Origin of the sequence: Sphingomonas sp. JC676, assembly GCF_014489075.1 — a bacterium.
In the GTDB taxonomy this organism is placed as follows: Bacteria; Pseudomonadota; Alphaproteobacteria; order Sphingomonadales; family Sphingomonadaceae; genus Sphingomonas.
Genome location: NZ_JACTGR010000006.1, coordinates 68,158 through 82,138 on the forward strand (window position 1 = coordinate 68,158; position 13,981 = coordinate 82,138).

At 65.9% G+C, this 13,981-nt stretch carries 12 protein-coding genes; 6 read left to right on the forward strand and 6 right to left on the reverse strand.

The window, feature by feature from the left end; all coding sequences use genetic code 11:
- Positions 1 to 294 precede the first annotated feature (294 nt).
- The 3 genes from IAG41_RS18730 to IAG41_RS18740 all read right to left on the reverse strand — a co-directional run bounded on the left by IAG41_RS18730 (position 295) and on the right by IAG41_RS18740 (position 3,231).
- Positions 295 to 1,359: a GGDEF domain-containing protein gene (locus IAG41_RS18730; protein ID WP_187730202.1), complete on the reverse strand. Its 1,065-nt coding sequence runs from the start codon at positions 1,357 to 1,359 to the stop codon at positions 295 to 297.
- A gap of 233 nt (positions 1,360 to 1,592) precedes the next feature.
- Positions 1,593 to 2,141: a peroxiredoxin gene (locus IAG41_RS18735; RefSeq protein WP_222950773.1), complete on the reverse strand. Its 549-nt coding sequence runs from the start codon at positions 2,139 to 2,141 to the stop codon at positions 1,593 to 1,595.
- Between the two features lie 58 nt (positions 2,142 to 2,199).
- Positions 2,200 to 3,231 carry a phospholipase A gene (locus tag IAG41_RS18740; protein WP_262408764.1) on the reverse strand — a complete coding sequence of 344 codons (1,032 nt, stop codon included), beginning with the start codon at positions 3,229 to 3,231 and terminating at the stop codon, positions 2,200 to 2,202.
- A 93-nt stretch (positions 3,232 to 3,324) separates the two neighbouring features.
- On the opposite strand from IAG41_RS18740, the gene hisN reads away from it, so the two are divergent.
- A complete protein-coding gene (gene hisN / locus IAG41_RS18745; protein WP_187730205.1) occupies positions 3,325 to 4,107 on the forward strand; it encodes a histidinol-phosphatase in 783 nt (260 codons plus the stop codon).
- Positions 4,108 to 4,263: 156 nt separating this feature from the next.
- Here hisN and IAG41_RS18750 read toward each other — a convergent pair whose 3' ends face one another.
- Genes IAG41_RS18750 through IAG41_RS18760 form a run of 3 tightly spaced genes read right to left on the reverse strand, consistent with a single transcriptional unit; the run spans position 4,264 to position 9,209 of the window.
- Positions 4,264 to 5,883: an alpha/beta hydrolase gene (locus IAG41_RS18750; RefSeq protein WP_187730206.1), complete on the reverse strand. Its 1,620-nt coding sequence runs from the start codon at positions 5,881 to 5,883 to the stop codon at positions 4,264 to 4,266.
- A 46-nt stretch (positions 5,884 to 5,929) separates the two neighbouring features.
- Positions 5,930 to 7,054 (reverse strand): acetylxylan esterase, encoded by a 1,125-nt coding sequence (locus IAG41_RS18755; protein WP_187730207.1) that lies wholly within the window; start codon positions 7,052 to 7,054, stop codon positions 5,930 to 5,932.
- A 22-nt stretch (positions 7,055 to 7,076) separates the two neighbouring features.
- Positions 7,077 to 9,209: an AsmA family protein gene (locus IAG41_RS18760; protein WP_187730208.1), complete on the reverse strand. Its 2,133-nt coding sequence runs from the start codon at positions 9,207 to 9,209 to the stop codon at positions 7,077 to 7,079.
- Between the two features lie 153 nt (positions 9,210 to 9,362).
- On the opposite strand from IAG41_RS18760, the gene rpmI reads away from it, so the two are divergent.
- From rpmI to pheT, 5 genes are all read left to right on the forward strand, one after another.
- A complete protein-coding gene (gene rpmI / locus IAG41_RS18765; RefSeq protein ID WP_019369717.1) occupies positions 9,363 to 9,566 on the forward strand; it encodes a 50S ribosomal protein L35 in 204 nt (67 codons plus the stop codon).
- A gap of 14 nt (positions 9,567 to 9,580) precedes the next feature.
- Positions 9,581 to 9,946: a 50S ribosomal protein L20 gene (gene rplT / locus IAG41_RS18770; protein ID WP_187730209.1), complete on the forward strand. Its 366-nt coding sequence runs from the start codon at positions 9,581 to 9,583 to the stop codon at positions 9,944 to 9,946.
- An 83-nt stretch (positions 9,947 to 10,029) separates the two neighbouring features.
- Complete coding sequence (locus IAG41_RS18775) at positions 10,030 to 10,524, forward strand: GNAT family N-acetyltransferase (protein WP_187730210.1); 495 nt, start codon at positions 10,030 to 10,032, stop codon at positions 10,522 to 10,524.
- A complete protein-coding gene (gene pheS, locus IAG41_RS18780) occupies positions 10,521 to 11,603 on the forward strand; it encodes a phenylalanine--tRNA ligase subunit alpha (protein ID WP_187730211.1) in 1,083 nt (360 codons plus the stop codon). Before IAG41_RS18775 ends, pheS begins: the two co-directional genes overlap by 4 nt.
- Positions 11,600 to 13,978 (forward strand): phenylalanine--tRNA ligase subunit beta, encoded by a 2,379-nt coding sequence (gene pheT / locus IAG41_RS18785; protein WP_187730212.1) that lies wholly within the window; start codon positions 11,600 to 11,602, stop codon positions 13,976 to 13,978. Before pheS ends, pheT begins: the two co-directional genes overlap by 4 nt.
- The last annotated feature ends 3 nt before the right edge of the window (positions 13,979 to 13,981 follow it).

Below are 13,981 nucleotides of genomic sequence, written 5' to 3' on the forward strand. Positions count from 1 at the left end.
GCTTGTCGTTATTGCCGGACATCACGCAATCGGCACGATCGGAGTGGAGAAGACCACCAGAGCGGCGGTGAAGAGAAAGGCGCCGAAGACGGCGACGGTGCGGTGAAGCGAGTCGATACGAACGGTCATTGCAATTACTCCCTGCGGATCGGCTTCCGGACCATCCGGCGGCCGATGCCTGGAGCTTTGCAGGAGGCGTGCCAATTCTCTAAGTAATTGAAATTGCGTATCGGGGCTCGAGGCCGATATCGAGAGTTGGTAAATTTCTCTCGAGGCAGTGGCGAAAAACCCCAATTATCGGCGGGACGGCCGATCCGGAGCAGCGCCGATCTGCACGCAGTTGCGGCCGGCGTTCTTGGCTTCGTAGAGCAGCCGGTCGGCGCGGTGGAATGCGGTCTGGTGCATCTCGCCTTCGGCAACCGGGGTAAGGCCCGCCGAGAAGGTGATTTCGCCCAGCGGCTCGTCGGAGTCGCGCAGCTTGTAGCGCTTGGTCTGGACGAACACGCGTGCCGTCTCCAGCGTCTCCTGCGCGCGTTCGAGCGTGGTGCCGGAGAAGAGGATCGCGAATTCCTCGCCGCCATAACGCGTGACGAGCTGGCCGACACAGGATTGCGACAGCGCTTCGGCGATGGCCTTCAGCACGCGGTCGCCCACCGCATGGCCGAAGCGGTCGTTGACCGACTTGAAGTGGTCGACGTCGCACACTGCGATGCACATCTGCCCGCGCGTCAGCGACTTGTTGGCAAAGGCTTCCTCGAAGGCGCGGCGATTGGGGAGCTGAGTCAGCGGATCGCGGCGCGCATTGTCGCGCGCTTCCTCGAGCTTCTCGCGCAGGTCGCTGGCTTCGCGGGTCGCATTTTCGAGCTGCGCCTCGGCGGCACGCACGCGGGCGAGCATGGCGGCGGTGATCTGGGTCACTTCGTCGAGTGCAAGCCCATCCTCGTCCTTGATCTCGACGACCGACCGGGAGATCGCTTCCGCGCTCGCGGCAAGGTTACGGCCAAAATCGGCGGTCTCGGCGCGCATCGCCGTGACCATGTCGGCAAAGCCTTCGACCTGCATCTGCGTGCGGGCGACCAGGCCCTCGGCGCGCTCCTTCACATTGACGTCGTGATTGGGCTTCGCATCGACGTTGAGCGTCTCGATGTCGCGCTGGGTCAGGCGGACGCCGCCATCGGTCAGCGCATGCACCGCGCGCGCCAGCGGGCCGTTGGGATCGGCCAGCAGATGATAGGCGAAGGTGAAGTTCGCCGGATCGGGCTCCAGCCGCTGATCGAACAGGAAATCGCCGATCCGCTCGTACAGGCGGCGCGTCGAATCGCTTGCATTAGCTGCCCGGACTGCCCGCGCCACCGACATAAGCTCCAATTCCCCCACCAATCCTGCGGTGCGGCTCCCTAGGCCGCGATTGCATGCGGATGAGGTAGGGACAGAAAGCTAAAATCTGGTGTGTAAAGGTTTCGCACACGTAAAGAATTCATCCCTCGGAAGGGATGATGAGTTATTTTCACGAGCAGAAACAGGCGCTTGCCACTATGTTTCCGAAATTTTTCAGCGTTCGCGCCGTTTCGGAGACGCTAGCGGCGAGCGCCTTAATGGTGCTTGGATTGATTGTATTTCTGCACCGCTTCCAGCGTCAGGCGGACATGATCGGCCGGATTCATGTCGGTATGCGCGAACAGCACCTTGCCACCGGGCGCGATCACGAAGCTGGTGCGGCTGGTGATGGTGGTCGGCGTGCCGTCAGACTTCTTGAGCAGCACGTCATAGCCCTTGATCACTTCGGGGCTGGCGGCGGCTACGGCGAACTTGCCCGCGCAATGCTCGCTCGAGAATTTGGCGAGTTGGTCGACATTGCCCGCGGTCATGCCGATCACCGTGGCGCCGGCCTTGGTGAAATCGGGCAGCGCCTCGGCAAAGGCATGGGCTTCGGCGTTGCAACCGCTGGTGAAGGCGGCGGGGAAGAAATAAAGCACCACCGGCCCCTTCTTGAGCGCGGTGCTTAGCTTGACGGTGAAGGGCTGGCCGGCCGAGGCGCCCTGGGCGGTGAAGTCGGGTGCCGTGGCACCGGGCGCGAGCGCCGCGCCGGCGGGAACCGCGAAGGGAAGGATCAGCGCCGCGAAAAGAAGCTTCATCCGCATGACTCAGGACTCCGGGAGGGTGTGCGGCTGCTCTCCTACGCCTGTGCCGATCGCGTGGCTAGCGGGTGAAAGCGATTCCGAGCCGGGCGTGGGTGTCGTTCTTGCGATATTCGTCGAGCGCTTCGCCGTCGCCGGTGAAGACCTGTCCGAACAGATAGACGCCGAGCCCGCCGCCGATCGGGGCGAGTGGGTAGGAGACAAAGGCTTCGGCGGCGCCGTGCCCCGTCTCGAAATTGCCGCGGCCGGTGATCGAGAGCTTGAGGCCGTCCTTCTGCTGGATGGCGGCGGTGAGCGAGGTATAGCCGAAATAGTCCTTCACGTCGGGGGCGACGCCGAGCCGGCCGATATAGAGCCAGGCCTGGGGGGCGACGTGGAGCCGCCAGTCTCCACCCAGATCAAAGCTCTTTTCACCTCGCAGGAACAGGCGGTTGACGTCCACTGAGTCTGCCGGTCCGCGGCCGTTCGAATCGTGGCGCCAACCCAGAGCCACGCGCGTCGTCTCGTCGAAGGGTATGTCGGCATAGACTTCGGGGCTGTAGGTCGTCGCGCGGAACGGTCCCGAAGGCTGGTCGATCGCCCAGAACATCGTCTGGGTATAGGCGAAGCGGAGATTGCCAAGATGGAGCGGCGCAGTCTCGGCAAAGGGACGGAATCCGAAGCTGACCTGGAGCTTGCCGCCCGAATCGTTGAGCCCGAACGCACCGTAGATCGGCTCGTGCGGCTCGAACCGGTCGAGAAAGCCGGAGGATGCGCCTGTCGAGGTCTGCACGATCGTCTCGCCGGACGGGATTTCGGCCGCGGCATGCTGCTCGCCGGGTGGGATCGCCGTGCCGGCGACACCGACCGGGACATAGCGTGCCTTGGCGAAGCCGCCGGGGGCGATCGTCGGTATGGGGCCGGGAGTGCGCTCGAGGATCAGTTTGGTGCCGTCGGTCGCGGTGATCTCGATCTGGCGGGGACCCGCATCGGCGATCGGATCCGGCCCCTCGTTGACCAGGAACACCTCGACGCCGCGCAGGGCAGCCTGTTCGGAAGCGGGCTGGGCGGGGACCGCGCGGATCTGCGCCGCAGCGGGCACGGCGGCGGTCAAGCCGATCGCTAGGAGGAGCGGACGCATTGCTGCGGGAAGTGGCAGGCGATTGTGACCTTGGCGAGTCAAAATTGGAGGGCTAGGGCCAAGCACATGCCCGTTTCCGAAACAGATGTCGCGCTTGCAGGGCGCCTCGCCGATGCCGCCGGCGCGGCGATCCGGCCCTATTTCCGCAAGGAGCATGGGCTGGAGGCCAAGGCCGATCTCTCCCCCGTGACGCGCGCCGATCGCGAGGCGGAAGAAGCGATGCGGCGGCTGATCATCGCGGAACGGCCGATGGACGGCATCATCGGCGAGGAGTTCGAGACCCGCGAAGGCACGAGCAAGCGGCAATGGGTGCTCGATCCGATCGACGGCACGCGCGCCTTCATTGCCGGGCGGCCGATCTTCGGCACGCTGATCGCGCTGATCGAGGATGGCTGGCCGGTGCTCGGCATCATCGACCAGCCGATCACCCGGGAGCGCTGGCTAGGGGTAGCGGGGCGGACAACCCTGTTCAACGGCAAGCCGGCGGCGACGCGGATCTGCCGCGAATTGAAGGGCGCAATCCTCGCGACGACCTCCCCGGCACTGTTCGGCGACGACCAGCTCCATGCCTTCGAGCATCTCGACGCGGCGGTGATGAGCACGGTGCTGGGCGGCGATTGCTATAATTATGGCTGCGTCGCGAGCGGCTGGATGGACGTGGTGGTCGAGGCCGGGCTCAAGCTCCATGACTTCGCCGCTTTGGTGCCGATCGTCGAGGGCGCGGGCGGGCGGATGTGCGATTGGCAGGGCGATCCGCTCCATGCCGGCAGCAACGGTGAAGTGATCGCGGCGGGCGATCCGGCGCGGATCGACGACATCCTCGATGCGCTGGCCTGCAGGGGGCACTGAGCTGTCGGTTGATGAAGTTTACTCGCGGAGGAGTTCCGGCCTGCCAAGTTGACACGGTTGACACCTGCTATGTCGAAAAATCTTCCTTCCCGGATTTTGCGCGTTTCAGGATTCCGACGATGAGAAAGAGCCTGGCGGAGGATTGCAGCGCAAATCCTACATTGCCAGCGAAACCGGCGGGGTCGTACGGCCCTCTTTGGCGGGCCGCTTCGCCCCGGGACGTGCTTTCGCATACATCGCCCAGGCGATCTCCTTCATCAGTCCGCGATCGTCATCGCCCTGCTTGAACAGGTCGAAATGGGTGCGATCGGAAATGAAGGTGAAATCCTGGTGCGCGCCGAGCTTGTCGAACACCGCTTTCAGCCGATGCGCGGAGCCGTCGAGATAGAAGGTGTCGGCCGTGCCGACGGCGAGATGGATCTTGCCATCGAGATCGCGCTTCAGCTTGGGCCAGTCGCGCTCGACGATATAGGCGATGTCGTAATGGTCGCGCCAATATAGAGCGACCTCCGGATCCACCTTGCCCGTCAGCCGGTCATAGAGCGGCATGGGCCGCCCGTCCGGCCCCTTGGGCGAGAATACCCATTCGAACGAAGCGAGCTGCCCACCATAGGGGCCGATCACGCGTTCCATCTTGGCGAACTGTTCGAAGGTCGCGATCACCTTACCCTTGTCGCGCACGAGTGGCACCGGCTGGCCCTGGGCATCGCTATAGGCGTTGGCGCTCGGCGCATAGATGTCGACATTGGTGAAGTCGTGAAAGTCGCTGGGATCGGGCGAGGTCGGCCAGGATCCGCCGAACAGCTTCGGGTAGCGCACCTGTAGCCACAGGGTCGCCCAGCCGCCGGACGAATGGCCGGTCAGGAAGCGCGAGGACGGCTTGGCGTCCATCGCATATTGCGTCTCGATCCATGGAATGAACTCCGCAGTGAGCGCCTGTCCCCAGGGACCGTTATTGACCGAATCGGCGAACTCGTGCGTGCCGGTAGGCGAGCTTTGGTCGAGATAGATCCAGATCATCGGGGGCGCTTCGCCCTTGGCCATCAGGTCGATCATCGCCGCGGCATTGCCTTGCGCGCTCATCAGCGTCGAACCGAAGCCGCCGGTGGAATAGACCGTCGGGAAACGCGGCCCGCCCTTCGCATAGCCCGGAGGGAGCGCCGCCCAGCCGCGGACATGGACCGGCCGACCCCAAAAGGCCGAGAGCGCGGGGCTGACAAAGTCGATCGGCTCCGCCTTGGAGAGATTCTCGCGCAGCATCGCCGCCGTTTCCGCCGGCACGCGGGCAAGGCCGTCCTCCATGGTGCGCTCTGGAAGGGTGTCGGTCAGGGTCAGCAGCGGCAATGGGCCGGGCAAGGTCGCCTCGACGATAGGAGAGACGATGTCGCCACCCCCTCGCCCACCATAATTATAATCGCGGTTGCGATCGAGCACGGCCTGAAAGCGATAGGTCCCGGGCGGCAGGCTGGCGAAGGCGGCCGGGAAGGTGTCGGTTTCGGTATCGACACTCGCCACCTCGCCGGGGGTGAGCGACCAGATCTCGCGCGCCGCGATGGCGGTGCCGCTGGGCTCGAACGGCGAGGTATCGATCATCGTCGCGGGTGCCTCGCCGGGTTCGGCGCGCTTGGCGAAGACGATGATGCGGCCCGATTCGGGGCCGGGGATCGCGGGCGCCAGGGTCACCGGGATCGCTGCGAGCGGCGGCGCGGCCTGCTGCGCGGCGGCGCTGGTACCGAGGAGGGCCAGCGCGATGATCGATGTCCGAACGAACTTCATTGTCACGCCCCCTTTGCGATCTGCTCTTGATGAGTCCCCGAGCAGGCTAGCGCCCGCTCCAATATTCGGGATGCCCGTCGATCTCGCGCTCCAGCCATTCGGCGGCGTTCTGATGATCGGCAAGACTGAAATGATTGTGGCAGGCGGTGCTCTCCAGGCCCGTATTGGCGAAGGGGAGATAGCCGAAATACTTCACGCCGGCTTTTGCGGCGGCGTCCGAGATGGTGGCCTGCGCGGCGGCTATTTGCGGGTTCGACGAGGCGTCCGGGCCGAACCACCAGAGCAGGATCGCCGCCTGGGGCTGGCGTCTGTGCAGATCGGCCACGAACGCACCATAGGCCCTGGCATAGTCGATCATAACCTGATCGAGGCTCTTCCAGCGCTCTGGCTTGCCGGGGAAGCCGACGAAATCGGCCTGGAGCTTGATGACGATGATCTGGGGCCGCCAGCTCTTGTCCGCATAGGGTGCGGGCTCGCGGGGAGACAGATGCGGATAGATCCGCGACATGACCAGGTCGGGCACGGCATCGCCGAAATTGCGGATGAGGCCGCGGCCCGACACCGCGTTGATCTGGTAATCGGCGTCATAATGGCGCGCGGTGAGCGCGGCGAAGGCGCGCGGCGTATCGGTGCGCAGGCGCACTTCCTCCGCCGAGCATTCGGGCTTGGGCGAGCGCGCGCCATAGCCGGTCATCGCCGAATCGCCGATGAATTCGATCTGGCGCTTGCGCGGACGCGGCGCCGGCAACGCTTTCCCGGCGGGAACATAGAAGCCGCCGAACAGGGTGGTGACGTTGATGCTCTCGGTCACCTTGTCGAGCCGGATGCGGTGCGCGCCCGCGCCGAGCGCGGCGATCGTCACGTCGCCCTTGCCTGGCTGCGCGATCGTGACGGGCGGGAGATCGTCGATCTGCGCGCGATATTCGTTCGCCGTATCGTCGAAGCGGAGGATCACGCGGTCGCCCTTGAACGCCGCCTCGAAATAGACGCCCGGCCATTGATGGCGATAGCTGCGGCCCGACACCTCGACGCGGCCGCCGACATGGACGGCGAGCGGCTGCATGTCGCGGGTGACGCTGTGGTTTCCGCTATCGGTGACGACGAGCTGGGGCGGCGCGCTGTCGGTGGCGGCCGCGAACCAGAGCAGAAGGGCGAGGTGGCGGAACAGCATGTGCCCCAGGCTAGCCCCTGGCTCAGAAAATGCCGAGGAACTTCTTGCGCTGCTGCTTGCGCTCCTGCGGGGAGCTTTTGCCGCTTTCGGCCTTCGCGGTCGTGCCCTTGCCGACATCGTCGCGCGGCCGTCCCTTGGTGTCGCGCTGGGCGGCGGCGCTGGCGCCCGAGAGCACGGGGCCGCAATCGGCGGCCTTGGCATCGCCGACATCGACGAACGCGATCACTGCCGCCAGCGGGCTGGCGACCATCGCGAGGCCGAGCCCGGCGCCGGCGCGGGTGAGCAGATCGGGGCTGATCACGTCGATGCCCGGTCGCGCGAAATAGCCGCCGATCCCGACGGGCGACTGGCCGGAGAAGATGCTGAACTTCTTGGCGTCGGCGCGGAAGGCGAGATCGACCGACTCGTTCTTGAAGCTGAAGCCGCCGCGGCCGAGCATCACGCTCTTCTGGGTGTCGATCAGGATCGGATCGGCGGCGGCGATACCATTGCGCACGGTGAAGCCGATCAGGCCGCAATTGATCTGGACTGGCTCCTTGAGCTTCTGTTCGAACATCTTCTGGAGGAAGGTGCCGATATCGAGCTCGGCGAGCTGGACGTTGCGGGTCCAGAATGCACCCTTGGGCAGGATGACGGCGATGCGGCCGTTCGAATTGGCCAGCGAATCATGCACGCTGTTGCCGGTGCCGGTCATCTGGATGCGTGCCTTGAGCGTGCCGGTGGTGCCCGATTCCTCGACGCCGAAGCCCGCGAGCAGCACGCCCATCGGCGTGGGCGACAGGCGGATGTCGTAATCGGTGACGACCGGCTCCTTGCGCGCATTGATGATGATGTCCGAACTGACCGTGCCGCGCGCGAGGCTGAAATTGAGCGGGCTGAGCTTGAGCAGCCGGTCGTCGAGGTCGAGCCCGAGCTTGATGTTGGAGACCGGCAGATTGTCCGCGCGGACGGTGCGCACGCTCCAATCGACCTTGGCGTCGAAATTCCTGAGCGCTTCGACGCGGAGCTGGGCGTCGGGCAGCAGGCGCGGCGTGCCCGCGACGGTCGTGATCGTGCCGGCGGCGCCCTGGGCGGCGAGCTTGTCCGGATTATAGCCGATGAACGGGCCGGCATCGATGATGTCGAGCACGTTGGTATAGAGCTCGGCGGTGAGCAGGAGCCGGGGCTCGCGGATCGCGGCGGTGAGCTTGCCCGAGAGATCGCTGTCGCCGAACCGGCCCTTGAGGCCGGTGAAGCGCCATTCGTCGCCATGCTTGGTGAGCGCCGAGGTGAAGCGATACCCGCGCGTGTCGGGCACCGCGACTCCGAGCAACGTAAAGGCGTCCGCAAGATTTCCGCCGCGCAGCTCCATGTGGAGGTCGGAGCCTTCGATCTCGGTCGCACCGGGCAAGGTGCCCGACACGTCGAGCCGAGTACGCAAGCCCTCGGCATGAAGCTGGAGCTGGTTCCTGCCGCCCCCGATCGTCGCATTGGGGCTGAGCAGCGCGCCAGACATGGTGAAGCGCGCACCGCGCAATGTGCCATTGCCGTCGAAGCGAATCGCGCTTGCGAATCGCGTATCCTTGGCCTCGGTGGTCTGAACGCGGATTGCCGCCTCGATGTACATCCGCGGGTCGATATAGCGGATGCGGGTGCCCTCGATGATAGCACTGCGGATGAGCGGCAGCTCGAGCGGCTCGCCTTTCTCTTCGCTGAAAGTCCAGGTGTTGCGCTTGCGGGCCTTGTCCCACTGCAGATCGACATGGCCGTCCTGGAGCCCGAGCCAGTTGATCCGGCGCTTACCGGTGATCAGGCTCCAGGTGGAGATGCGCGAATCGATTCGCCTGGCCGAGAAGAAATTGCCGGTGCCGGCCCATTCGGGGTTCGAGATCGTCAGCCCTTCCGCGACGAACTTGACGTTCAGGGGCGCGAAATAGAGCTGGAAGTCGCCCGCGACCTTGACCTGGCGGTGCGTCTGGCTCGCGATGATGGTCTCGAAGCTATGCTTGAGGAAGCGGCCCTTGGTGACGAACAGGATCGTCCAGGCGAGCACGATCAGGCCGAGCAGGGTGGTGACGACAGCGATGGTCGAGGCTAAGGGCGTGCCCAGCGCGCGGGCGGGCCTGGGCGGGGCGGCCGTTTCGGGTTCCGGGACGGGTTCGTCGGGCTCTGCCATTGCGTTCAAAAGCCCCGCAACCCCTTGGGGTTCCGCGCTGGTTGCAATGCGGCGAGGCTTCGGCTATGCGCCCCGCTTTCCGCGATCGAGGGACCGTCCGGCCAATAGGGCTGCCGCGTCTGTCCGCAATCGTCGACTTACGAGGAGACCAAAATGCCCAAGCTCAAGACCAAGAGCGGTGTGAAGAAGCGCTTCAAGTTCACCGCGACTGGCAAGATCAAGCACGGCGTCGCCGGCAAGCGCCACCGTCTGATCAGCCATAATGCAAAGTATATCCGCCAGAACCGGGGCACCTCCGTGCTCGCCGATGCTGACGTCGCACGCGTTGTCGCGTGGGCGCCGTACGGCCTGAAGTAAGGGAGGCCTAGACAATGGCACGAGTAAAGCGTGGCACGACCACCAAGGCGAAGCACAAGAGGATCTTGGATCAGGCGAAGGGCTATTATGGCCGTCGCAAGAACACGATCCGCATCGCGCGCCAGGCCGTCGAGAAGGCCGGCCAGTACGCCTATCGCGACCGCAAGGTTAAGAAGCGCACGTTCCGCGGCCTGTGGATCCAGCGCATCAACGCCGGCGTCCGCGCCGAAGGCCTGACCTATTCGCAGTTCATGCACGGGCTGAAGCTCGCCGGCATCGAACTCGACCGGAAGGTCCTGGCCGACATCGCGATGCACGAAGGCGAGGCGTTTACCGCCATCGTCGCGCAGGCGAAGGCGGCGCTGCCCCAGGCCGCCTGAGCCGGGCACGCGCGCAAGCAACATTGGGGCGTCGGTGGCAACACCGGCGCCCTTTGTTTTGATTTGGACCGACGGAGCCGAGAATGGAGCTGATTCCCGCCGACCAGGCCGTGTTCGACTGGCTGCTGAAGGGCGCGCCCGCGCCAGCGGGAATGCCCCTGGTTTGCGAGGGCGGGCTGGCGCCGGACGCGGTGATGCCGATCGTCGCGGACATGGCGGCATGCGTGCGGCCCCATTATTCCGGCGCATCGGCCTGGCTTGCCGTGGCGGATGGCGAGGCGGTGGGGCTGATCAGCTACAAGGCCGCGCCCGACGAGGCGGGTGCCATCGACATCGGCTATGGCATCGCGCCGGCGCGCGAAGGACGCGGGCTGGCGATCGCGGCGGTGGCGGCACTTGCCGAGCTCGCGCGCGCAAATGGCGTGGCCGGCTTGACCGCCGAGACCAGCATCGACAATCGGGCATCGCAGCGGGTGCTGGAACGCAACGGATTCGAGCGCAGCGGCGAACGATACGACGATGAGGACGGCGCACTGATCTGCTGGTCGCTTCGACTGGCGCAAGGGGAACGAGAATGAGTACCGACCTGGACCAGCTGCGCACCGACCTGCTCGGCGCCATCGACGCCGCGACGGGGCTGGACGCCATCGAGGCGCTGCGCGTTCATGCGCTCGGCAAGGCAGGGGCGGTCACCGGCCTGCTCAAGACGCTGGGCGCGATGAGCCCGGAGGAGCGCCAAATCCAGGGCCCGCGTATCCATGGCCTGCGCGAGGCGGTGACCAATGCGCTGGCGGAGCGCAAGGACGTGCTGGAGCGCAAGGCGCTCGACGCGCGGCTGGCGAGCGAGACGCTCGACATGACGCTGCCGGTCGATCTCCAGCCGCCGGGGACGGTGCATCCCGTCAGCCAGGTGATGGACGAGCTGGCGGAGATCTTCGCCGATCTGGGCTTCGCGGTGGCGACCGGGCCCGAGATCGAGGACGACTGGCACAATTTCACCGCGCTCAACATCCCCGAAAGCCATCCGGCGCGGGCGATGCACGACACCTTCTATTTCCCGGAGGACGGCAGCGGCGAGCGCAAGATGCTGCTGCGCACGCACACCTCGCCGGTGCAGATCCGCACGATGGTGACGCAGAAGCCGCCGATCCGCATCATCGCGCCCGGCCGCACCTATCGCTCGGATTCGGACGCGACGCACACGCCGATGTTCCACCAGGTCGAGGGCCTCGTCATCGACAAGGGGATCACGCTCGGCCATCTCAAATGGACGCTCGAGACCTTCCTCAAGGCGTTCTTCGAGCGCGACGACATCGAGCTGCGCCTGCGCCCGAGCTATTTCCCCTTCACCGAGCCATCGGCCGAAGTGGACGTCGGCTACACGATCCAGAACGGCAAGCGCGTGATCGGCGGTTCCGGCGGCTGGATGGAAGTGCTCGGCTCGGGGATGGTGCATCCCAAGGTGATCGCCGCATGCGGGCTCGATCCCGACGAATGGCAGGGCTTCGCGTTCGGCTGCGGGATCGATCGGCTGGCGATGCTCAAATACGGGATGGACGATCTGCGCGCTTTTTTCGACGGCGATATCCGCTGGCTTCGGCACTACGGCTTCTCGGCGCTCGACGTGCCTACTTTGAGCGGAGGAGTGGGCGCATGAAGTTCACTTTGAGCTGGCTCAAGGAGCATCTGGAGACCGAAGCCGACCTCGACACCGTGGTCGAGGCGTTGACCCGCGTCGGGCTCGAGGTCGAGGGCGTCGAGAATCCGGGCGAGAAATTCTCGGGTTTCCGTGTCGCCAAGGTGCTCACCGCCGAGCGCCATCCCCAGGCGGACAAATTGCAGGTGCTCTCCATCGATACCGGCGAGGGCGTGCTCCAGGTCGTCTGCGGAGCGCCCAATGCGCGCGCGGGCCTGGTCGGCGTGCTTGGCACCCCAGGCGCGGTGGTTCCGGTCAACGGCATGCAGCTCAAGGTGGCTGCCGTGCGCGGCGTCGAATCGAATGGCATGATGTGCTCGACGCGCGAGCTGGAGCTCGGCGAGGATCATGAAGGCATCATCGAGCTGCCGGCCGACGCGCCCGTCGGGGTGGCCTTTGCCGATTATGCCGACCTGAACGATCCGGTGATCGACGTCTCGATCACGCCCAACCGGCAGGATTGCATGGGCGTGCGCGGTATCGCGCGCGACCTCGCGGCGGCAGGGCTGGGGACGCTCAAACCGCTGAAGGTCGAGCCGGTTGCGGGCGAAGGTGCGGGGCCGGACGTGCGGACCGACGACACGGCGGGCTGCCCGGCATTCTTCGGCCAGTCGGTTTCGGGCGTGACCAATGGCGAGGCGCCCGAATGGATGCGCAAGCGCCTGACCGCGATCGGCCAGAAGCCGATCTCGGCGCTGGTCGACATCACCAACTACATCATGATCGATCTCGGCCGGCCGCTGCACGTCTATGACCGCGCCAAGCTCAAGGGCGGGCTGGTCGCGCGCAAGGCCGTGGACGGCGAGCAGGTGCTGGCGCTCAACGGCAAGACCTATACGCTCGACGCGAGCATGACCGTGATCGCGGACGCCGAGACCGTCCACGATATCGGCGGGATCATGGGCGGCGAGCATTCGGGCTGCAGCGACGCGACCACCGACGTGCTGATCGAATGCGCCTTTTTCGATCCCGACCATATCGCCAAGACCGGCCAGAAGCTGACGCTGACCAGCGACGCGCGCACGCGCTTCGAACGCGGCGTCGATCCGGCATTCCTCGACGATGGTCTCGCCATTGCCAGCCGCATGGTGCTCGACATCTGCGGGGGCACGGCAAGCGGGGTGACGCGATCGGGCGAGCCGCCGCTGGTGCCGCGCAGCTATCGCTACGACACGAAGCGCGCCGAGATGCTGGGCGGGCTCGCAGTGGCGGACGAGCGGCAGAAGGAAATCCTGGAGAGCCTGGGCTTCACCGTGGACCCCGGATCAAGTCCGCGGGCTTGGAACATCACCGTTCCGAGCTGGCGCCGCGACGTGGACGGCACGGCCGACCTGGTCGAGGAAGTGATCCGCATCCAGGGCATCGACAATGTGCCGCCGGTGCCACTGGAGCGCGCGCCCGGCGTGGCACGGCCGACTGCGACGGCCGAGCAGAAGCTGGAGCGCAAGGCGCGCCGCACCGCGGCCGCGCGCGGGCTGAGCGAGGCGGTGACCTGGAGCTTCATCTCCGAAGCCGAGGCCGCGCCGTTCGGCGGCGGGGCCTGGAGCCTCGCCAACCCGATCAGCGAGGACATGAAGGTCATGCGGCCCTCGCTGCTGCCCGGCCTGCTCGCCGCGGCCGAGCGCAACCTCAAGCGTGGCGCGGCGTCGGTTCGCCTGTTCGAGATCGGCCGGCGCTATCTGGCCGATCGGGAGCGACTGACTTTGGGCGTGGTGCTCGCCGGATCGCGTTCGCCGCGTGGCTGGCACGCGGGCAAGGTGCAGGGCTTCGGCGCTTTCGACGCCAAGGCCGAGGCATTGGCGCTGCTCGAGGCCGTCGGCGCTCCGACTGCGAACCTGCAGGTGATGGGCGAGGCGGGCCAAGTCTATCATCCCGGCCAGTCGGCAACGCTCCGGCTGGGGCCGAAATCCGTGCTCGCGGCGTTCGGCATGGTCCATCCGAGCGTGCTCAAGGCATTCGACCTTGATGGCGACGTCGCTGCGGTGGAGATCTATCTCGATGCCCTGCCGGCGAAGCGCGGCAGCGGCTTCATGCGCACGGCCTATACGCCGCCAGCGTTGCAGGCAGTGACGCGTGACTTCGCGTTCCTGGTGCCGGTGGATCTGGCGGCGGGCGATCTTGTCCGCACCGTGAAGGGCGCCGACAAGGCGGTGATCACCGATGCGCGGCTGTTCGACGTCTTCACGGGAACCGGTGTTCCGGAGGGGCAGAAGAGCCTCGCGATCGAAGTGACACTCCAGCCGGGCGAGAAGAGCTTCACCGACGAAGAGTTGAAGGCAGTTGCGGACAAGGTCGTCGCGGCTGCCGTCAAACTTGGCGCCACCCTGCGCGGATAACGG

Coding starts and splice junctions, on each gene's coding strand:
- IAG41_RS18730 (WP_187730202.1), bottom strand. CDS start 1,359: ATGTCGGTGGCGCGGGCAGTCCGGGCAGCTAATGCAAGCGATTCGACG.
- IAG41_RS18735 (WP_222950773.1), bottom strand. CDS start 2,141: ATGCGGATGAAGCTTCTTTTCGCGGCGCTGATCCTTCCCTTCGCGGTT.
- hisN (WP_187730205.1), top strand. CDS start 3,325: ATGCCCGTTTCCGAAACAGATGTCGCGCTTGCAGGGCGCCTCGCCGAT.
- IAG41_RS18750 (WP_187730206.1), bottom strand. CDS start 5,883: ATGAAGTTCGTTCGGACATCGATCATCGCGCTGGCCCTCCTCGGTACC.
- IAG41_RS18755 (WP_187730207.1), bottom strand. CDS start 7,054: ATGCTGTTCCGCCACCTCGCCCTTCTGCTCTGGTTCGCGGCCGCCACC.
- IAG41_RS18760 (WP_187730208.1), bottom strand. CDS start 9,209: ATGGCAGAGCCCGACGAACCCGTCCCGGAACCCGAAACGGCCGCCCCG.
- rpmI (WP_019369717.1), top strand. CDS start 9,363: ATGCCCAAGCTCAAGACCAAGAGCGGTGTGAAGAAGCGCTTCAAGTTC.
- rplT (WP_187730209.1), top strand. CDS start 9,581: ATGGCACGAGTAAAGCGTGGCACGACCACCAAGGCGAAGCACAAGAGG.
- IAG41_RS18775 (WP_187730210.1), top strand. CDS start 10,030: ATGGAGCTGATTCCCGCCGACCAGGCCGTGTTCGACTGGCTGCTGAAG.
- pheS (WP_187730211.1), top strand. CDS start 10,521: ATGAGTACCGACCTGGACCAGCTGCGCACCGACCTGCTCGGCGCCATC.
- pheT (WP_187730212.1), top strand. CDS start 11,600: ATGAAGTTCACTTTGAGCTGGCTCAAGGAGCATCTGGAGACCGAAGCC.